Annotated in this window: 18 protein-coding genes; 2 read left to right on the top strand and 16 right to left on the bottom strand. The window is 70.9% G+C overall.

Going from position 1 to position 19,625, the window contains the following annotated elements; all coding sequences use genetic code 11:
* Positions 1 to 3 precede the first annotated feature (3 nt).
* The 3 genes from aspS to HCK04_RS20260 are packed head-to-tail and all read right to left on the bottom strand — an operon-like array spanning position 4 to position 3,691.
* Positions 4 to 1,755, bottom strand: a complete 1,752-nt coding sequence (aspS, locus tag HCK04_RS20270) for an aspartate--tRNA ligase (RefSeq protein WP_142648943.1) — start codon at positions 1,753 to 1,755, stop codon at positions 4 to 6.
* Complete coding sequence (gene hisS, locus HCK04_RS20265) at positions 1,752 to 3,008, bottom strand: histidine--tRNA ligase (protein ID WP_142648942.1); 1,257 nt, start codon at positions 3,006 to 3,008, stop codon at positions 1,752 to 1,754. Before hisS ends, aspS begins: the two co-directional genes overlap by 4 nt.
* Complete coding sequence (locus HCK04_RS20260; RefSeq protein ID WP_142648981.1) at positions 3,008 to 3,691, bottom strand: MBL fold metallo-hydrolase; 684 nt, start codon at positions 3,689 to 3,691, stop codon at positions 3,008 to 3,010. The genes hisS and HCK04_RS20260 overlap by 1 nt, the downstream gene beginning before the upstream one ends.
* Positions 3,692 to 3,960: 269 nt before the next feature.
* On the opposite strand from HCK04_RS20260, the gene HCK04_RS20255 reads away from it, so the two are divergent.
* Positions 3,961 to 4,809, top strand: coding sequence for a peptidylprolyl isomerase (locus tag HCK04_RS20255; RefSeq protein WP_142648941.1), 849 nt, complete (start codon positions 3,961 to 3,963; stop codon positions 4,807 to 4,809).
* A 59-nt stretch (positions 4,810 to 4,868) separates the two neighbouring features.
* Positions 4,869 to 6,098 (top strand): DUF349 domain-containing protein, encoded by a 1,230-nt coding sequence (locus tag HCK04_RS20250; protein ID WP_142648940.1) that lies wholly within the window; start codon positions 4,869 to 4,871, stop codon positions 6,096 to 6,098.
* A gap of 227 nt (positions 6,099 to 6,325) precedes the next feature.
* Here HCK04_RS20250 and HCK04_RS20245 read toward each other — a convergent pair whose 3' ends face one another.
* The 13 genes from HCK04_RS20245 to pdxS all read right to left on the bottom strand — a co-directional run bounded on the left by HCK04_RS20245 (position 6,326) and on the right by pdxS (position 19,529).
* The gene (locus tag HCK04_RS20245) at positions 6,326 to 8,506 is read right to left on the bottom strand and encodes a bifunctional (p)ppGpp synthetase/guanosine-3',5'-bis(diphosphate) 3'-pyrophosphohydrolase (protein WP_142648980.1); all 2,181 of its coding nucleotides are present in this window, start codon (positions 8,504 to 8,506) and stop codon (positions 6,326 to 6,328) included.
* Positions 8,507 to 8,794: 288 nt separating this feature from the next.
* Positions 8,795 to 9,301, bottom strand: coding sequence for an adenine phosphoribosyltransferase (locus tag HCK04_RS20240; protein WP_142648939.1), 507 nt, complete (start codon positions 9,299 to 9,301; stop codon positions 8,795 to 8,797).
* 88 nt (positions 9,302 to 9,389) lie between these two features.
* Entirely contained in the window at positions 9,390 to 10,424 is a 1,035-nt protein-coding gene (secF, locus tag HCK04_RS20235; protein ID WP_142648938.1) for a protein translocase subunit SecF, read from the bottom strand.
* Positions 10,424 to 12,214 (bottom strand): protein translocase subunit SecD, encoded by a 1,791-nt coding sequence (gene secD, locus HCK04_RS20230; protein WP_312845752.1) that lies wholly within the window; start codon positions 12,212 to 12,214, stop codon positions 10,424 to 10,426. Before secD ends, secF begins: the two co-directional genes overlap by 1 nt.
* 41 nt (positions 12,215 to 12,255) lie before the next feature.
* A complete protein-coding gene (gene yajC / locus HCK04_RS20225) occupies positions 12,256 to 12,606 on the bottom strand; it encodes a preprotein translocase subunit YajC (protein WP_142648937.1) in 351 nt (116 codons plus the stop codon).
* Between the two features lie 243 nt (positions 12,607 to 12,849).
* Positions 12,850 to 13,899: a Holliday junction branch migration DNA helicase RuvB gene (ruvB, locus tag HCK04_RS20220; RefSeq protein ID WP_142648936.1), complete on the bottom strand. Its 1,050-nt coding sequence runs from the start codon at positions 13,897 to 13,899 to the stop codon at positions 12,850 to 12,852.
* A gap of 80 nt (positions 13,900 to 13,979) precedes the next feature.
* Positions 13,980 to 14,600 (bottom strand): Holliday junction branch migration protein RuvA, encoded by a 621-nt coding sequence (ruvA, locus tag HCK04_RS20215; RefSeq protein WP_142648935.1) that lies wholly within the window; start codon positions 14,598 to 14,600, stop codon positions 13,980 to 13,982.
* Positions 14,597 to 15,226 (bottom strand): crossover junction endodeoxyribonuclease RuvC, encoded by a 630-nt coding sequence (gene ruvC / locus HCK04_RS20210; protein WP_142648978.1) that lies wholly within the window; start codon positions 15,224 to 15,226, stop codon positions 14,597 to 14,599. Before ruvC ends, ruvA begins: the two co-directional genes overlap by 4 nt.
* 110 nt (positions 15,227 to 15,336) lie before the next feature.
* Positions 15,337 to 16,533: a GNAT family N-acetyltransferase gene (locus HCK04_RS20205; protein ID WP_142648934.1), complete on the bottom strand. Its 1,197-nt coding sequence runs from the start codon at positions 16,531 to 16,533 to the stop codon at positions 15,337 to 15,339.
* 138 nt (positions 16,534 to 16,671) lie between these two features.
* On the bottom strand, positions 16,672 to 17,424 hold the full coding sequence (locus HCK04_RS20200; protein ID WP_142648933.1) for a YebC/PmpR family DNA-binding transcriptional regulator: 753 nt from the start codon (positions 17,422 to 17,424) through the stop codon (positions 16,672 to 16,674).
* Positions 17,425 to 17,427: 3 nt separating this feature from the next.
* Positions 17,428 to 18,018 (bottom strand): pyridoxal 5'-phosphate synthase glutaminase subunit PdxT, encoded by a 591-nt coding sequence (gene pdxT, locus HCK04_RS20195; protein ID WP_142648932.1) that lies wholly within the window; start codon positions 18,016 to 18,018, stop codon positions 17,428 to 17,430.
* Positions 18,019 to 18,106: 88 nt separating this feature from the next.
* Positions 18,107 to 18,532, bottom strand: coding sequence for a MarR family transcriptional regulator (locus HCK04_RS20190; protein ID WP_142648931.1), 426 nt, complete (start codon positions 18,530 to 18,532; stop codon positions 18,107 to 18,109).
* A gap of 82 nt (positions 18,533 to 18,614) precedes the next feature.
* Positions 18,615 to 19,529, bottom strand: coding sequence for a pyridoxal 5'-phosphate synthase lyase subunit PdxS (gene pdxS, locus HCK04_RS20185; RefSeq protein ID WP_142620635.1), 915 nt, complete (start codon positions 19,527 to 19,529; stop codon positions 18,615 to 18,617).
* Positions 19,530 to 19,625 lie beyond the last annotated feature (96 nt).

Below are 19,625 nucleotides of genomic sequence, written 5' to 3'. Positions count from 1 at the left end.
CGCCTACTGCGCGGGCTCGGGCTTGTCGGCCTTCGGCGTGGCGTCCACGCCGGCCTCCTTGCGCTGCTCCGGGCTGATCGGGGTGGGCGCGCCGCTCAGCGGGTCGTAGCCGGACGCCGTCTTCGGGAACGCGATGACGTCCCGGATCGACTCGCCGCCCGCCAGCAGCATGCAGACGCGGTCCCAGCCGTAGGCGATGCCTCCGTGCGGCGGCGGGCCGTACTTGAACGCCTCCAGCAGCCAGCCGAACTTGCTCTCCGCCTCCTCCTTGGAGATGCCGAGCACGTCGAACACGCGCTGCTGCATCTCGGCCCGGTGGATACGGATCGAGCCGCCGCCGATCTCCATGCCGTTGCAGACCATGTCGTAGGCGTACGCCAGGGCCTCGCCCGGGTTGTCCTGGAAGTTGTCGGCCCACTCCGGCTTCGGGGAGGTGAATGGGTGGTGGACCGGGGTCCAGCCGCCCTCGCCGTCCTCCTCGAACATCGGGGCGTCGACGATCCACAGGAACGACCACTGCGACTCGTCGATCAGGTCGCAGCGGCGGCCGATCTCCAGGCGGGCCGCGCCGAGCAGGTCGCGCGAGGCCGCGGGCGCGCCGGCCGCGAAGAAGATCGCGTCGCCGGGCTTGGCGCCGGTCGCCTCGGCGAGGCCGCCCAGCTCGGTCTCCGAGAGGTTCTTGGCCACCGGGCCGCCGAGCGTGCCGTCCTCCTGCACCAGCACGTACGCCAGGCCGCGCGCGCCGCGCGACTTGGCCCACTCCTGCCAGGCGTCGAGCTCCCTGCGGGTCTGCGAGGCGCCGCCGGGCATCACGACCGCGCCCACGTACGGCGCCTGGAAGACGCGGAACGAGGTGCCGGAGAAGTAGTCCGTGAGGTCGGTCAGCTCGACGCCGAAACGCAGGTCCGGCTTGTCCGAGCCATACCGCGCCATCGCCTCGGCGTACGTCATCCGGGGCAGCGGCGTCGGCAGCTCGTAGCCGATCGTCTCCTTCCAGATCCGCCCGATGAGCGCCTCGCCCAGCTCGATGACGTCGTCCTGGTCGACGAACGACATCTCGATGTCGATCTGGGTGAACTCGGGCTGCCGGTCGGCCCGCAGGTCCTCGTCGCGGAAGCAGCGGGCGAGCTGGTAGTAGCGCTCCAGGCCGGAGACCATGAGGAGCTGCTTGAACAGCTGCGGCGACTGCGGCAGGGCGTACCAGTTGCCCGGCTGGAGCCGCACGGGCACCAGGAAGTCGCGGGCGCCCTCGGGCGTCGAGCGGGTCAGGTGCGGGGTCTCGACGTAGACGAACCCGCGCTCGCGCATGACCTCGTTGGCGAGGTAGGTCGCCTGGGAGCGGATCCGCAGCGCGTCGGCGATCTTCTGGCGGCGGATGTCGAGGTAGCGGTACTTCAGCCGCGCCTCCTCCGACACGCCCGAGCTGCCCTCGATCGGGAACGGCAGCGGCGCCGACTCGCTCAGCACCTCCACCTCGGAGGCGACGACCTCGATCTCGCCCGTGGGCAGATCGGGGTTCTCGTTGCCGGCCGGACGCAGGCGTACCTCGCCGGTGACCTTGACGCAGTATTCCGCGCGCAGGTCGTGGGCGTGGTCCTCCTCTCGGAAGACCACCTGGGCCGAGCCGGAGGCGTCGCGCAGGTCGATGAAGACCACGCCGCCGTGGTCGCGCCTGCGCGCCACCCATCCGGCCAGCGTCACCTTCTGGCCCGCGTGCTCCTTGCGGAGCGTGCCTGCCTCGTGGGTGCGGATCACGAGAGTTTCCCCTTCAAGAACTGGACGACCTCCGCGAACGGAACCGCGGTCTGGTCGGCTGTGGTCAGGTCCTTCACTTGCACGGCGCCCGCCTCGATATCTCGGTCGCCGAGGATGAGCGCGTACCGCGCGCCGCTGCGGTCGGCGGCCTTCATCGCGCCCTTGACGCCACGGCCGCCGAAGGCCATGTCGACGGCGAGGCCGGCCCTGCGCAGCTCGCTCACGAGCGGGAACACGCGCCTCCTGGCCTCCTCGCCGAGCGGCACGGCGAACACCTCGACGCCGCGGGGCCGCTCGGCCAGCAGGCCCTCGGCCTCCATCGCGAGCACCGTGCGGTCCACCCCGAGGGCCCAGCCCACGCTGGGCAGCGCCGGGCCGCCGATCTGCTCGCTCAGCCCGTCGTAGCGTCCTCCCCCGCCGACCGCCGACTGGGCGCCCAGGCCGTCGTGCAGGAACTCGAAGGTCGTGCGCGTGTAGTAGTCCAGGCCGCGCACGAGCCGGGGGTCGTCCTCGTACGTCACGCCGGCCGCCGTCAGCAGGCCCCTGACCTCCTCGTGGTAGGCCTTGCAGGCCCCGCACAGGTGATCGGTGACCAGCGGCGCGTTCTCCAGCTGCGCGCGCACCTCGGGACGCTTGTCGTCGAGCACCCGCAGCGGGTTGATCTCGATCCGGTGGCGGGTGGCCTCGTCGAGGTCCAGGCCGCGCAGGAAGTCCTGCAGCGCGGCGCGGTATGCCGGTCGGCACTCCTTGCAGCCGAGCGAGTTCAGCAGCAGCCGCACGCCGCGCAGGCCCAGCGAGGCGTAGCCGTCCATCGCCAGCACGATCAGCTCGGCGTCGAGCGCGGGGTCCTCGGCCCCCAGGGCCTCCGCCCCCACCTGCGAGAAGTGGCGGTAGCGCCCCGCCTGGGCCCGCTCGTAGCGGAAGTAGCTGCCCGAATACCAGAGCTTGATCGGCAGCGGCCCGCCGTACAGGCCGTGTTCGAGCACGGCCCGCATCACGCTCGCGGTGCCCTCGGGGCGCAGCGTCAGCGACTGGCCGCCCCGGCTCGTGAACGTGTACATCTCCTTGGTCACGATGTCGGTCGACTCGCCGACGCCGCGCGAGAACAGCGCCGTGTCCTCGAAGGCCGGCGTCTCGATGTAGCCGTAGCCGGCGCGGCGTGCCGGTGCGGCCAGGGCGTCCCGTACGGCGAGAGCCCACTCCGAACGCGGGGGCATCCAGTCGAAGGTGCCCTTGGGCGCCTGAAAGGTCATCACAATCCCCTGGTCGGGCCTGCGTGCGGCGCGACGTCCCTGAGGAAGGGGTTGGTCGCGCGCTCGCGGCCGATGGTCGTCTGAGGTCCGTGGCCGGGCAGGACCGTGGTCTCGTCCGGCAGCGTCAGCGTCTTGGCGAGGCTGCGCAGCATGGCGGCGTGGTCGCCGCCGGGCAGGTCGGTACGGCCGATGGAGCCGGCGAACAGCAGGTCGCCCGCGAACAGGACCTGGGTGTCCTCGACGGGCGTCCGGAACGTCACCGACCCCCTGGTATGGCCCGGCCTGTGCTCGACCGTGAGCTCCAGCCCGGCCAGCGACAGCACGGCCCCGTCGGCCAGCTCCCGCACGTCGTCGGGCTCGGAAAGTTTCAGGCCGCCGAAGAGCTGGCCCGCCTGCGGCGGGAACGCCTTTCCCGGGTCCGACAGCAGATCGCGATCCTCGGGATGGATCCACGCGGGCACGTCGCGGGCGCCGCACACCGGGGCCACAGACCACACGTGGTCGATGTGACCGTGGGTGAGCAGCACCGCGACCGGCTTCAGCCGATGCTCGCGCAGCAGCGCGTCGAGGCCCTCCACGGCGTCCTGACCTGGGTCGATGACCACGCACTCCTCGCCTGCTGCGGGAGCGACGATGTAACAGTTGGTCTGGAACGACCCTGCGGGAAACCCGGCGACGAGCACGGAAGCGGCCTCTGCGTCTGTACGGATCAATCAAGGATTGCGCGAGCGAATGTAACCGAAGGGTACCGGTGCGGGTCGGCAGGCTGCGAACCAATACCCGTCAGCCGATACGATTCGCCCACCTCAATAGTCATTCTTGGAGCAGTCGAGCCGGATGCTATAGAACGGGCCGCCGTTCCCGGAGCACCTCCCGGGTGTGGCGGGCACGCTCCGGCGAGACCGCGTCCGGGCGTACGACCATGGGAAACAGGACGAGTCGGGAGGTCGAAGTGGTCACCGGCAAGGACCGGCAGAAGCAGCTGGCCCGGGAACACTACGAACGGCAGCTGCGGGCCCGGGCGGAACGCGAGCAGAAGTCGCGGCGCGCCGCGATCATAGGCACCACCGCGGCCGTGGTGGTGGTGATCGGCGGTGTGGTCGCGGCGACGACCCTGCTCGGCAGCGACGACGGCGACGCCACGGCGGCCGCGTCGGCGTCGGCGAGCAGCCAGCCCCTCGCGAACGACCCCAAGCCGTACGACCCGGCCAAGGGCACCTGCGGCTATGTCCCCGACGAGGGCAGCGGACAGGTGAAGAACGTCGGCATGCCGCCGGAGCAGGTGAGCACCGCCCCGGCGACCATGACCATCAAGACCAACCTCGGCGACATCGTCGCGAAGCTGGACAGCGAGAAGGCGCCCTGCACGGTCAACTCGTTCAAGTTCCTGGCGTCCAAGGACTACTTCGACGACACGAAGTGCCACCGGATGGGCACGGACTTCCCGATCCTGCAGTGCGGCGACCCGCTGGCCAAGGCGGACGGCAAGAACCCGACCGACGGCCAGGGCGGCCCCGGCTACCGCTTCGCCAACGAGAACCTGGCGGGCGCGAAGTACACCCGGGGCGTGCTCGCGATGGCGAACAGCGGCCCGAACACCAACGGAAGCCAGTTCTTCATCGTGTACGGGGACACCGGGCTGAGCCCCGACTACACGCCTTTCGGTACGGTGACCAAAGGACTCGAAATCGTGGACAAGGTCGCCAAGAAGGGCGTCATCGCCAGTCCGGGCGGGGACGGCACTGGTGCCCCGAAGCAGCCCGTGGTCATCAAAGACGTGACAATCACCAGCAAGAGCTGACGTAATACAACCAAGGGCACATCGAGCCCTGGAGGCTGATTCAAGTGCGGGAGGACACGGTGAGCACCGACCCGTGGGGCCGGGTAGACGAGGACGGCACCGTCTACGTGCGTACGGCTGAGGGAGAACGGGCCGTCGGGTCCTGGCAGGCCGGTGAGCCGGAGGAGGCGCTGGCCTACTACCGCCGGAAGTTCGACGAGCTGGCGGGCCAGGTGCAGCTCCTGGAGCAGCGGGTGCGCGGCACCGACCTCGCGCCGGCCCAGGCCGAGGCGAGCATCGCCAAGCTGCGGGAGTCGGTGGCCGAGGCGCACGCGGTCGGCGATCTCGGCTCCCTGCAGGACCGGCTGACGGCGCTCACCGAGCTGGTCGGCAAGCGCCGCGAGGAGCTGCGGGCGGCACGTGACCAGGCCCGGGCGCACGCCCGCGAGGTGAAGGAGCGCATCGTCGCCGAGGCCGAGCGCATCGCCGAGGAGACGACGCACTGGAAGTCAGGCGGCGAGCGGCTGCGGCAGCTCGTCGAGGAGTGGAAGGCCGCCGAGCGGGTCGACCGGGCCACCGAGGCGACGCTGTGGAAGCGGCTGTCCACGGCGCGTACGGCCTTCGCCAAACGGCGCAAGGCGTACTTCTCCTCGCTCGACCAGCAGCGCGACGCGGTGCGCGGCACCAAGGAGCGCATCGTCACCGAGGCGGAGGCGCTGGCGGACTCGACCGACTGGAACGCCACCGCGGCGGCCTACCGCGAGCTGATGCGCGAGTGGAAGGCCGCCGGGCGCGCCTCCCGTGAGGTCGAGGACGAGCTGTGGGCGCGCTTCAAGGCCGCCCAGGACCAGTTCTTCCAGGCCCGCTCGGCGGTGTTCGCGGAGCGGGACGCCTCCTTCGCGGCCAACGCGGAGGTCAAGGAGGGCCTGCTGGCCGAGGCCGAGAAGCTGCTGCCGGTCACCGACGCCCGGGCCGCGCGCACGGCGCTGCGGAGCATCCTGGAGCGCTGGGAGGCCGCGGGGCCGGTGCCGCGCGACCAGCGCGACCGCCTGGAGGGCGGGCTGCGCAAGGTCGACGACGCGGTCCGCAGGGCCGAGGAGAACGAGTGGAAGCGCTCCAACCCCGAGGCCAGGGCCCGCGCCCAGGACACGGTCAACCAGCTCCGCAGGTCGATCGACCAGCTGGAGACGCGGCTGGCCAAGGCCCAGGCGGCCGGCCGGGACAAGGACGTCAAGGAGGCGGAGGAGGCCCTGGCCGCCCGCCGCTCCTGGCTCCAGGAGGCCGAGCGGACGCTCGCCGAGTTCTCCTGACCCGGCTCCTGACCGGCTTCGGCCGCTGAACCGATTCGAACGAATCCCGGCGTGACCCTCACGCCGGGATTCGCATGTCCGCCGCCGAACGAGGGGCGCCGTATGAGGCCCCTCCCTGAGGCCCCTCCCTGAGGGCGGCTTCCTGAGAGCTCCCTGAGGGCGCGTGCGGCGGCCGCCCGGGCAGGGGCGGCCGGCCGGTCGCCGATTCCGGGTGGCCTGGCGGGCCGTCAGCTGGTCACGCGGTAGACGTCGTAGACGCCGGCGACGCTGCGCACCGCCTTGAGCACGTGGCCGAGGTGCTTGGGGTCGCCCATCTCGAAGGTGAACTTGCTGATCGCCACCCGGTCGCGGCTGGTCGTGACCGACGCCGACAGGATGTTCACGTGCTGGTCGGACAGGGTCCGCGTGACGTCCGACAGCAGGCGGGGCCGGTCGAGCGCCTCCACCTGGATGGCGACGAGGAAGACCGAGTCGTCCCCGGGCGACCAGGCGACCTCCACCAGCCGGTCGGGGTGGGCGCTGAGCTGCTCCACGTTGGGGCAGTTGGTGCGGTGCACGGAAACACCGTGCCCCCGCGTGACGAACCCGACGATCTCGTCCCCCGGCACCGGGGTGCAGCAGCGCGACAGGCGGACCCACACGTCCGGGTCTCCCGCGACCATCACCCCGGCGTTCGAGTTGGCCCTCAGACGGCCCTTGAGCCGCGTCGGGACCTGGGCCTCGGCGATGTCCTCCTCGGCCCCCTCGACGCCTCCCAGGGCCTGTACGAGCTTGTCCACGACCGACTGTGCGGTGACGTGCCCCTCGCCGACGGCCGCGTACAGGGCGGACACGTCGGCGTAGCGCAGATCCCTGGCCAGGGCCAGCAGCGCCTCGCCGGACATCAGCCGCTGCAGCGGCAGGCCCTGCTTGCGCATGGCCCGTCCGATCGCCTCCTTGCCCGCCTCGATGGCGGTCTCGCGGCGCTCCTTGGTGAACCACTGACGGATCTTGTTGCGGGCCCGGCCGCTCTTGACGAACTTCAGCCAGTCTCGCGACGGCCCCGCGTCCGGCGACTTCGACGTGAAGATCTCGACGGTGTCGCCGTTGCCGAGGCGGGACTCCAGCGGCACCAGCCTGCCGTTGACCCGCGCGCCGATACATCGGTGGCCGACCTCGGTGTGCACGGCGTACGCGAAGTCGACCGGGGTTGCGCCCTCGGGCAGCGCGATCACCTGACCGCGCGGGGTGAAGACGAACACCTCGGAGACCGACAGGTCGAAGCGCAGCGACTCGAGGAACTCCCCCGGGTCGGAGGTCTCCTTCTGCCAGTCGAGCAGCTGGCGCAGCCAGGCCATGTCGTTGACCTGCTTGACCTTGCCGGCCCCGGCGCCGGTCATCTCCTCCTTGTACTTCCAGTGCGCGGCCACGCCGTACTCGGCCCGGTTGTGCATGGCCCGCGTGCGGATCTGGAGCTCGATGGCCTTGCCCTCGGGCCCCATGACCGTCGTGTGCAGCGACTGGTACATGTTGAACTTGGGCATGGCGATGTAGTCCTTGAACCGCCCCGGCACCGGCTTCCACTGGGCGTGGATCGTTCCGAGCGCCGCATAGCAGTCGCGGACCGTGTCGACCAGTACGCGGATGCCCACCAGGTCGTAGATGTCGTCGAAGGCCACGCCCTTGGCGATCATCTTCTGGTAGATCGAGTAGTAGTGCTTGGGACGGCCCCGCACGGTCGCCTTGATCTTCGCCTCGCGCAGGTCGGCGGAGACCTTCTCGATGACCTCGTGCAGGAACAGGTCGCGGCGCGGCGCGCGCTCCGACACCATCCGGGCGATCTCGTCGTATCGCTTCGGGTAGAGCATGGCGAACGCGAGGTCCTCCAGCTCCCACTTGATGGTGTTCATGCCGAGCCGGTGGGCCAGCGGCGCGAAGATCTCCAGCGTCTCCCGGGACTTCTGCTGCCGCTTGTGCTCGGGCATGTAGCGCATGGTGCGCATGTTGTGCAGCCGGTCGGCCAGCTTGATGACCAGCACGCGGATGTCGCGCGACATCGCGACGACCATCTTGCGCACGGTCTCGGCCTGCGCCGCGTCGCCGAACTTCACCTTGTCGAGCTTGGTCACCCCGTCGACGAGCAACGCGATGTTGTCGCCGAAGTCGGCTCGTAACTCGTCGAGGCTGTAGGCGGTGTCCTCCACGGTGTCGTGCAGCAGGGCCGCGCACAGCGTCTCGTCGTCCGTGCCCAGCTCCGCCAGGATCGTCGCGACCGCGAGCGGGTGGGTGATGTACGGGTCGCCGCTCTTGCGCTTCTGATCGCGGTGGTGATAGGCGGCGACGTCGTACGCCCGCTCGATCAGCCGCAGGTCTGCTTTGGGATGGGTGGCACGGACCGTCTTGAAGAGCGGCTCCAACACCGGATTCATAGCACCCCACTGCCCCCCGAAACGGGCGAGCCTCCGTCGCGTGGCCGGCGACGCCGGCTTGTCCTCCGGGACCGCCGCGGGGTCGCGTGCCGCGTCGGGGGGCACGTCTGCGACGGGCTCGGGGGCGTCGCGGGAGATCACTCCGCGATCGACCCGCGCGCTGTCGGGCACGACCACTTCACGGGGCACACAGACTCCTCACGTCGAGTCCAGATTCCACAGTGTATCCGTGCTGCCACAGCACTCTCGGCCGAGTGCCCCCTGACCGGCCCGTACGGCCCGTACGGCTCAGACGGTGAGCAGCGTGCGGACCTCCAGGCCCGGGAGCCGGTCGCGGCCCGAGAGGAAGGACAGCTCCATCAGGAAGGACGCGGCCACGACCTCCGCGCCCGTCCTTCTGACCAGCTCCACGGCCGCCCTGGCCGTGCCGCCCGTGGCGAGCACGTCGTCCACGATCAGGACCCGGTCGCCGGGGTCGAAGGCGTCGGCGTGCACCTCGATCGTCGCGGAGCCGTACTCCAGATCGTAGGACTCCTCGTACGTATCGGCGGGCAATTTACCCTTTTTACGTACTGGGACGAATCCCGCGCCACTGCGGTAGGCCACCGGCGCGGCCAGGATGAAGCCCCGCGCCTCGATGCCGACCACCTTGTCGAAGGTCAGGCCTTCGCCGAGCTCGTCCACGACCTGCGTGAAGGCCGCGTGGTCCGCCAGCAGCGGCGTGATGTCCTTGAAGAGGATGCCGGGCCTGGGGTAGTCCGGGACATCCCTGATGAGAGCCGTCCAGTCAGTCACGACGCCCAAGCCTAACGGGACAGGGGAACATGAAGGCGCCCCCGGAACCGGCGGGTTCCGGGGGCGCCTGCGTCGGACGGGCCGGGGGTCAGCGCTTCTTGCGCTTCTCCGTGCCGGCGGCCTGCTGCGTGCCGGCCGAGACGGGCTCCTTCGCGGCGGCCTTGGCCGCGGAGACCTGCTTGGCGTGCACCCGCTGGGCCAGCGCCTGCCACTTGGGCTCCCGCTCCTTCAGCGTGACCAGGATCGGCGTGGCCACGCACAGGGACGAGTAGGTGCCGACGATCATGCCGACGAACAGGGCCAGCGACAGGTCCTTCAGCGTGCCGGCGCCGAGCAGCGTGGTGCCGATGAACAGGATCGCCGCCACCGGCAGGATCGCGACCAGCGAGGTGTTCAGCGACCGGATCAGCGTGTGGCTGAGCGCGTTGTTGGCGGCCTGCGTGTAGGTCATCTTCGCGCTCGTGCCGAGCTTGCCCGTGACCTCCTTGATCATGTCGAAGACGACGACCGCGTCGTACAACGAGTAACCGAGGATCGTGAGGAAGCCGAGCATGGTCGCCGGGGTGACCTCGAAGCCCGACCAGGCGTAGACGCCCGCGGTGATCACGAGGTCGTGGACGAGGGCGACGATCGCCGCGAGGGCCATCCGCCACTCGAAGGCGACCGACAGGTACAGCATGATCGCGATCATGAAGACCGCGAGGCCGATCCAGGCCTTCTGCGAGACCTCGCCACCCCAGGTCGCGCCGATGACCTGGGAGCTGACCTGGTCTTCCTTGATCCCGTACTTCTGGGCGATCGTGGTCTGGACCTTGGTCACCTCGTCGCCCTTGAGGCTCTCGGTGGTGACCCGCCAGTTCGGACCGGCCTGCTGCACGATGACCTGGTGGACCCCGGCGTCCGAGACGGTCTCGCGGACCTGCTCGATGCTGGAGCCGGGCGTGCGCGTGAAGTCGAACACCGAGCCGCCGCGGAACTCCACGCCCAGGTTGAGCCCGTTCAGCGCCAGGCCGAGGATCGAGACGGCCAGCAGGAACACCGACAGGCCGTACCAGATCTTGCGCTTGCCGACGAAGTCGATGTTGATGTCGCCGCGGTAGAGGCGGCTGATCACTCCCGGCATCACGCCTCCTGCAGGGTCTGCTCGGCGGGGCTGGTGCGGCCCATGCGCTCCGCGTCGAGTCCGGACAGCTTGTGGCCCTTGGAGAAGAACCGCAACCGCCCCATGAGGGACATCAGCGGCTTGGTGAACAGGAACACCACCACGATGTCGATGAGCGTCGTCAGGCCCATCGCGAACGCGAAGCCGGCCACGTCGCCGACCGCGAGGAAGTAGAGCACCACCGCGGCGATGAACATGACCGCGTCGGCGACCAGGATGGTGCGCCGGGCGCGCCGCCAGGCCACCTCCACGGCCGAGCGCAGCGTGCGGTGGCCCTCCTTGATCTCGTCACGGATCCGTTCGAAGTAGACGATGAACGAGTCCGCGGTGATGCCGATCGAGACCACCAGACCGATGATGTGCGGCAGCGAAAGCCGGAAGCCGGCGTTGTGGCTCAGCACGTCCACCGTCAGGTACGTGAACACGGTGGCCACGCACAGGCTGGCGATGCCGATGAGCCCCAGGCCCCGGTAGTAGATCAACAGGTAGATCATGACGACGAGCAGGCCGAGCGCACCGGAGATGAGACCGCCGTTGAGCTGGTCCTGGCCGAGGGTCGAGGAGACCGACACGACCGAGCTCTGCTGGAACTTCAGCGGCAGCGCGCCGTACTTGAGCTGGTCGGCCAGCTCGGTGGCGGTCGTCTGCGTGAAGCTGCCGGAGATCCGGGCGCTGCCGCCGGGGATGGCCTCCTCGATCGTCGGAGCGACGATGACGACGCCGTCCAGCACGTTGGCGAGCTGGTTGCGCGGGGCCGGCAGGGACGTGATGCGCCGGGTGATGTCGGCGAACTGGCTGGCGCCCTTCGACTTGAAGTCGACCTGGACGATCCACTCACCGGTGGTGGGGTCGGTGCCCGCCTGGGCGCCGCTGATCTCGGTGCCCTGCACCGCGGCCTTGTCCAGGATGTAGCGGGCCGTGCCGTCGTCGCTGCAGGCGACGATCTGCTTGTTCGGGTCGTCCGCGGCGCCCTGACCGCGGTTCTTCGCGGTGCAGTCGATGTTGCGGAACTCGGTCAGCAGCGCCGGGTCGATGCCGCTGGTGTCCTGACCTGCCAGTGGGTCGCCCGCGTCCTGCGGAGCGGCCGTCGGCGTGGGGCTGGGAGCGGCCGCCGAGGGCGACGCCTTCGCCCGGTTGGCGCGGGCGGCTCCCGCCCCCGCCTTGCGGTGGTTCCCGGCCCTCTCCGAGGCGCTCGGGTCCGGCGACGGCGCGGTCAGCGCCTTCGACAGGGCGCGCCCGGCGGGAGTCGCGTTGCCGTTGTCCGCGCCCTGCCCGGCCGGCGTCGGCGTGCCCGCGGTGGTCGCGGGCGTCGCCGTGGCCGAGCCGCTGGGCGTCGGAGCCGCCGTGGGCACCTCGGCCGGCGGGTTCGCCGCGGCGGCCACCGCGAGCACCTGCCGCATGCGCAGTTCGGCGGTGGTCGACACCAGCTTGAGGGCCTCGTCACGGCCCGCGCCCGGGATCTGGATCACGATGTTGTCGTTCGACTTCGCGACCTGGGCGTCGGAGATGCCGGTGCCGTTGACGCGCTGCCGGATGATCGTCACGGCTCGGTCGAGGCTCTCCTGCGACGGCGCCTTCCCGTCCGCCGTGACCGGCGAGAGCGTCACGGTCGTGCCGCCCGCGAGGTCGAGGCCGAACTTGGGGACGAACGCCTTCTGGAGGGCGACCGTCGCGCCCATGACGATGATGAGCGCAAGGAGCAGCAGGAGTGTGCGTCCCGGCTTGCTCTGGCTACTGGTCGGTGGGGCCACTGGAGGTCAGTTCTTTCGTCGAAAAGTTGTGATCAGCCTACTCAGGACTGCTTGGTGCTCGTGTCGTCGCCGTTCCCCGTGTCGGTGCCCTCGGTCACGGTCTCCTCGGTTTCGGTCACCTCGTCCGCGGGGGTGATCACCCGGCCGATCGCCGCCTTGACCCAGCGGGTCTCGACACCGGGGGCCACCTCCAGCACGACGTCGTCGTCCTGCAGCGCGACCACCGTCGCGAACAACCCCGTCGTGGTCATGACCCGGGCGCCCGGGGTGAGGGAGTTCTGCATCTGGATCTGTTCCTGCTGCCGCTTGCGCTGGGGGCGGATCAGGAGGAAGTAGAACACCACTACCAACAAGATCAGTGGCAGGAACGTCCCAAGCGGGTTGTTACCCACGGGGGCCACCCTTTCGTAACGTGATGAACCGGCCTGACGCCGGAGGTCTTGTGCGCTTCACACGCGGGCCACCGCGACTTCTCGCGTGTGCGGCCAGTCAAGCCACGCAGTGTATGCGAGCACGCAGAAGCCCGGCAACGAACCCACGGGCAGGCGGGCGGGAAAGTTCCCGTTTCATGGGCTTCGCAATCGGTCTGTTACCTCTTTGCCCCGGTTTCCGCTTACCGCCTTGGCGCCCGGCGTTCAGGCGTCGTCGAAGAGCGAGGGCACCGCCACCGAGCCGACCGCGTCGGGAGGCGGGGTCATGCCGAGGTGCGCCCAGGCGGCCGCGGTGGCGACGCGGCCCCTCGGGGTGCGGGCCAGCAGCCCCTGCCGCACCAGGAAGGGCTCGGCCACGACCTCGACGGTCTCCGGCTCCTCCCCCACCGCCACCGCGAGTGTCGACAGGCCCACCGGGCCGCCGCCGAACTTGCGCAGCAGCGCGTCGAGCACGGCCCGGTCGAGCCGGTCGAGCCCCTCGGCGTCGACCTCGTAGAGGTTGAGCGCCGCCGCCGCGATCTCCCGGTCGATCACGCCCTCCGCGCGGACCTCGGCGAAGTCGCGCACCCGGCGGAGCAGGCGGTTGGCGATGCGGGGCGTGCCGCGCGAACGGCGGGCGATCTCGTGGGCGCCCTCGTCCGGCAGCTCGACCGACAGCAGCTTCGCGGAGCGCCGCAGCACCTGCTCCAGCTCGGCCACGTCGTAGAAGTCCATGTGGGCGGTGAAGCCGAACCTGTCGCGCAGCGGCGCGGGCAGCAGCCCCGCCCTGGTGGTCGCCCCGACCAGGGTGAACGGGGCGATGTCGAGGGGGATCGAGGTGGCGCCGGGGCCCTTGCCGACGACGATGTCCACCCGGAAGTCCTCCATGGCGAGATAGAGCATCTCCTCCGCCGGGCGGGCCATGCGGTGGATCTCGTCGATGAACAGGACCTCGCCCTCGGTCAGCGTGGACAGGATCGCGGCCAGGTCGCCCGCGCGCTCCAGCGCCGGGCCCGAGGTCATCCGCAGCGGCGCGCCGAGCTCGGAGGCGATGATCATGGCGAGCGTCGTCTTCCCGAGCCCGGGACCGCCGCTCATGAGCACGTGGTCGGGCGGGCGGTTGCGGCGCAGCGCGCTCTCCAGCACCAGCGACAGCTGCTCGCGCACCCGGCCCTGCCCGATGAACTCGTCAAGGCGCCGGGGGCGCAGCGCGGCCTCGATCGCCCGCTCGTCGCCCTCCGGTTCCGGCGACACGAGATCCCGCTCGAAGCTCACTCGACACCATCCGCTCGGCCTGCCGGGACCCGTCCGATTCCCGGTGAAAATTTCATGGAACCTTCAGCCCGCCACGAGGGTCACCGCACGCTCAGCACGCGCAGCGCCGACTTGAGCAGCGCCGCCACCTGCGGGGCGCGGCCGGCCGCGAGCTCCGCCTCGGCCTCCGCGGTGACCGCCGCGACCGCCTCGTCGGCGTCCCTGGACGAGTAGCCGAGCCCGACCAGCCCGGAGTGGACCTGGTCGCGCCAGACGGGCGCCGCCGCCGCGCCGTTGAGCGCGGCGTCGACGGCCGCCGCCGGGGTGCCGAGCTTGTCCTTGAGTTCCAGCACGATGCGCTGCGCGCCCTTCTGGCCGATGCCGGGCACCATCGTCAGGGCCTTGATGTCGGCGCTCGCCACCGCGACCCGCAGCGCGTTGGGCGCGTGGACCGCGAGCATGGCCAGGGCCAGGCGCGGCCCGACCCCGCTGGCCGTCTGGAGCAGCTCGAAGACCGTGCGCTCGTCGTCGGAGGCGAAGCCGTACAGCGTGAGGGAGTCCTCGCGTACGACGAGCGAGGTGGACAGCCGGGCGGGCTCACCGACCCGCAGCCCGGCCAGGGTGCCCGGGGTGCAGTGGACGAGCATCCCGACGCCGCCCACCTCGACCACGGCGCTGTCGGCGCCGATCGCCGCCACCTGCCCCGCAACGGATGCGATCACCGCGTGTTCCCTCCCCGGTCCTGACGCCCGGCCGCGACTTCGCCGGGTCTCCCAGTCCTACCAGAGCCCCCGGTGCCCCCGGTGCCACTAGTGCCGATGGCGGCGGCACCGCCGGAACGGGCCCTGGCCAGGGCGTCGGCCAGGCGATGCTGCACGCCGCCGCGCCAGACGTGGCAGATGGCCAGGGCGAGCGCGTCGGCCGCGTCCGCGGGCCTGGGCATGGCGTCGAGCCGCAGCAACCGGGTGACCATCGTGCCGACCTGCTTCTTGTCGGCGTTGCCGTTGCCGGTGATCGCGGCCTTGACCTCGCTGGGCGTGTGCAGCGCGACCGGCAGCCCCCGCCGGGCCGCGCAGACGATCGCGACGGCCGACGCCTGGGCCGTCCCCATCACCGTGCGGACGTTGTGCTGGGCGAAGACCCGCTCGACGGCGACCGCGTCGGGCCTGATCTCGTCGAGCCAGCGCTCGATCTCGGCCTCGATGACGACCAGCCGGGACCCGATGTCGTCGTCGGGCGGGGTGCGGACCACCCCGACCGACAGCAGGCTCAGCGGCGCGCCCGGGCGGCCCTCCACGGCGCCGAGACCGCACCGCGTCAACCCCGGGTCCACGCCCATCACCCGCAGCTGGGGCATCCGCACCGGCACGCCTCCCTGATCCCGGCGGCGCGGCCGCCGCTGCGCCGAACATCTGTTCGGTCGGTCACTCTATCGCGATCAGCGGCCGCGCGGGGGCGTCAGAAGTAGTCGATCATGTACGCGGTGCAGCCGAAGGCGGCGTCCAGCGCGTCATCGGTGTCGGGAGATCCGCCGCTCAGCAGGCCGGCCCGGCGGAGGGTGGTCGCGGGGACGCCGGCGAAAAGTGCGGACATCCCGCCGATCGCGAGCCGTGTCGCGTCGCCGGCGGCCTTCTCACCGCCCGGCGCGTCCCGCCGTGTCATGGAGCCGGCGCCGCCGTCCACCCGCAGCAGCCACGCGCCCGCGTTGCCCGGGCGCAGGGCGTCGGTCACCTCGACGGGGATCTCGGCGCGGACTCCGGCGGGGAAGCCGCGCCCCTCGACAGCGGCGGGCAGATCGATCAGCCGGAACATCCACCGGGTCTGGCTGACCTCGTCCCTCGACCGCTCCCGCAGCATCCAGAGCACCGGGTCGGCCGGGTCCACGAACGCCTTCACCGACTTGGCGACGCTTGAGGAGCTGCCGACCAGCGACCACAGGGCCCTGGCCGTCGCCTCCGACCCCGCGAGCAGGTTGTCGACCTCGATGTCCCCGTCGCTCCACCGGTAGACGACGAACCCGTCCTCGGCCAGGTAGCAGAAGTCGTCGTCGTCCTCCAGCCACAGCCGCCAGGTCCGCTCGTCGAAGCAGAGCGGGCCGCTCGCGCGGGCGGCGGTGTGCACCCGGCCGACCAGGGCGACGACCTCGGCCGCGTCGGCGGGGCCCATCCTGCGCAGCTTGACCGCGCCGGACGCGCCGGATAGACCGGATGGACCGCCGAGCGTACGCAGCGCCTCGGCGGGCACGGTGACCCGCTGGAGCACGCCGGCGTGCTCGTAGCCCGCGCTCCGGTAGATGGGCGTGGTGGCCGGGTAGAGCGCGGAGACCACGTGGCCCAGCTCGGCGCAGCGCTCGATGACCGCGTGCGTGAGCGCCCGGCCCACGCCCCTGCCGCGGTCCTCCGGCGCCACCGTCACAGCCCCCACGCCGCCCATGGACAGCGGGCGGCCGTGCCACCACTGGACGTACGGGTTGATCCTGGCCGCGCCGACGAGCCGGGGGCCGTCGAAGGCGCCCAGATAACGGCCCTCGGGCAGCATCGGGGTGACGAGCTTGCGCCAGGTCTCCACGTCGCCGCCGGACAGCGGGCCGAAGGCGCGCCTGCGGGTGTCGAGGACGGCGTCCAGGTCGTCGCTCGTGAGATGACGGATGTCCACAACCGGCCAAGCTATGCGGGCCCCGGCGGCCATGCCACCGGTTTTCCGCTCACGCGGGGGCCTCGGGCCGGGCCCCGCGCCCATGTGGGCCGAGGGCCCGTGCCCATGTGGGCCGAGGGCCCGTGCCCGCCTCCGGCGTCAGGCGCCGACCTTCTCCATGACCTCGTCGCTCACGTCGAAGTTCGCCCAGACGTTCTGCACGTCGTCGCTGTCCTCGAGCGCGTCGATGAGCTTGAAGACCTTGCGGGCGCCCTCCTCGTCGAGGGGGACGTTGAGCGTGGGGACGAAGCTCATCTCGGCCGACTCGTAGTCGATGCCGGCGTCCTGCAGCGCCTTGCGCACGGGGATCAGGTCGGAGGCCTCGGAGACCACCTCGAAGCTCTCGCCGAGGTCGTTGACCTCCTCGGCGCCCGCGTCGAGGACGGCCATGAGCACGTCGTCCTCGGTCAGCGACCCCTTGGGGACGATCACGACGCCCTTGCGGTTGAACATGTACGACACCGAGCCGGGGTCGGCGAGCGAGCCGCCGTTGCGGGTCAGCGCCACGCGCACCTCGGACGCCGCACGGTTGCGGTTGTCGGTGAGGCACTCGATGAGAACCGCGACACCGCCGGGGGCGTAGCCCTCGTACATGATCGTCTGCCAGTCGGCGCCGCCGGCCTCGAGGCCGCCGCCGCGCTTGCGGGCCCGCTCGATGTTGTCGATCGGGACCGAGTTCTTCCTGGCCTTGGTGATGGCGTCGAACAGCGTGGGGTTGCCGTCCGGGTCGGGCCCGCCGGTCCTGGCCGCGACCTCGATGTTCTTGATGAGCTTGGCGAAAAGCTTGCCGCGCTTGGAGTCCAGCGCCGCCTTCTTGTGCTTCGTCGTCGCCCATTTGGAGTGGCCGGACATCGCCTAGAGCTCCCTCACCATTTCGACAAAATACGAGTGCACCCGCGCGTCGCCCGTCAGCTCCGGATGGAAGGACGTCGCGAGCAGCGGTCCCTGTCGGACCGCGACGATCCTATCCCCAGCTTCGGTGCGGCCCAGCACTTCCACGTCGGGCCCCACGGACTCGACCCAGGGCGCGCGGATGAACACGGCCCTGATCGTCCCCCGTCCGGCGAAGTCGAGATCGGCCTCGAACGAGTCGACCTGGCGGCCGAAGGCGTTGCGGCGGACCACCATGTCGATGCCGCCCAGCGTCTCCTGGCCCTCGATGCCGCCCTCGATCCGGTCGGCCAGCATGATCATCCCGGCGCACGAGCCGTAGGCGGGCATGCCCTCCTTGATCCGCAGCCGCAGCGGTTCGAGCAGCTCGAAGGTGACGGCGAGCTTCCACATCGTGGTCGACTCCCCGCCCGGGACGACCAGCGCGTCCACCGCGGCGAGCTCCTCCTGCCTGCGCACCGGCGTGGCGGTGGCGCCCGACTCCTCCAGAGCGCGGATGTGCTCGCGCACGTCGCCCTGCAGGGCGAGCACGCCGATCTTGGGTGCGGACGTCACGGTTTCCCTTCCTGTGCTGACGTGTTCAGGGTATGGCCGCGGTCTTGCGGGCCCAAAACGACGGATCGGACGAGGCCGGCGTGTTCCGTCAGGCACGGCCCAGCTTCGCGAGGGCGGGCAGGGCGTGGGCTATGGCCGTGCGCTCCTCGACGGTCAGCGCGTCCAGCCGGTCGGACAGGTAGGCGATCCTGGCCCGCCGTACGGCCCGGAGGCGGTCGCGTCCCTCGCCGGTCAGCTCGACGGTGCGCACCCGCGCGTCGGAGGCGTCGGTGCCCCGCGCGACGAGACCGGCCTCCTCCAGGCGGCTGACCTGCACGCTCATCGTCGGGAGCTGCACGCCGTGCTCCTCGGCCAGCTCGGTCATCCGGCGCGCACCGTCCTCCAGGGAGCCGAGCACGGAGTATTGCTGGGCGGTGACCGGCTGCCCCGCCGTCGTACGGCGCAGCAGCATCACGATGTGGCGCAGCTCACGCGACAGGTTCTCGGCGAGCCGTGCCGTGTCGTCGGTCGTCATAGCAGGCCACGATAACGGGGCGGACAGCTCGAACGCCCGGCCGGGATGTCCGGCCGGGCGTCTTCGCTCCGGCTTCCGGCGCCTACCAGCCGCGCTCGGCGAGGCGGTGCGGCACGGGGATGTCGTCGACGTTGATGCCGACCATCGCCTCGCCCAGGCCGCGCGAGACCTTGGCGATCACGTCGGGGTCGTCGTAGAACGTGGTGGCCTTGACGATGGCGGCGGCGCGCTTGGCGGGGTCGCCGGACTTGAAGATGCCCGAGCCGACGAACACGCCCTCGGCGCCGAGCTGCATCATCATCGCGGCGTCGGCCGGGGTGGCGATGCCGCCCGCGGTGAACAGCACCACCGGCAGCTTGCCGGTCTTGGCGATCTCGGCCACCAGCTCGTACGGCGCCTGCAGTTCCTTGGCCGCGACGTACAGCTCGTCCTCGGGCAGCGAGGTGAGGCGCTTGATCTCGCCGCGGATCTTGCGCATGTGGGTGGTGGCGTTGGAGACGTCGCCGGTGCCGGCCTCGCCCTTGGAGCGGATCATCGCGGCGCCCTCGGTGATGCGGCGCAGCGCCTCGCCGAGGTTGGTGGCCCCGCACACGAAGGGCACGGTGAACTGCCACTTGTCGATGTGGTTGGCGTAGTCGGCCGGGGTGAGGACCTCGGACTCGTCGATGTAGTCGACCCCGAGCGCCTGGAGCACCTGGGCCTCGACGAAGTGGCCGATCCTGGCCTTGGCCATCACCGGGATGGAGACGGCGTTGATGATGCCCTCGATCATGTCGGGGTCGCTCATCCGGGACACGCCGCCCTGGGCGCGGATGTCGGCCGGGACACGCTCCAGCGCCATGACGGCGACGGCTCCCGCGTCCTCTGCGATCTTGGCCTGCTCCGGGGTGACGACGTCCATGATGACACCGCCCTTGAGCATCTCGGCCATGCCGCGCTTCACGCGGGCGGTGCCGACGGCGGTGGTCTCGTTGACTTCGGGGGTGCTGCTGGACACGGTGCTACCTCACGACGGCGGGCCTACGGAATCCTCTCCATGGTAGGCCGTGACCGATCCCGCACCTCACGCACCCATATGTCGGAGTCGATCAGC

Origin of the sequence: Microbispora sp. CL1-1 (assembly GCF_012034195.1) — a bacterium.
In the GTDB taxonomy this organism is placed as follows: Bacteria; Actinomycetota; Actinomycetes; order Streptosporangiales; family Streptosporangiaceae; genus Microbispora.
This window is presented reverse-complemented; position numbering and strand designations above follow the sequence as displayed.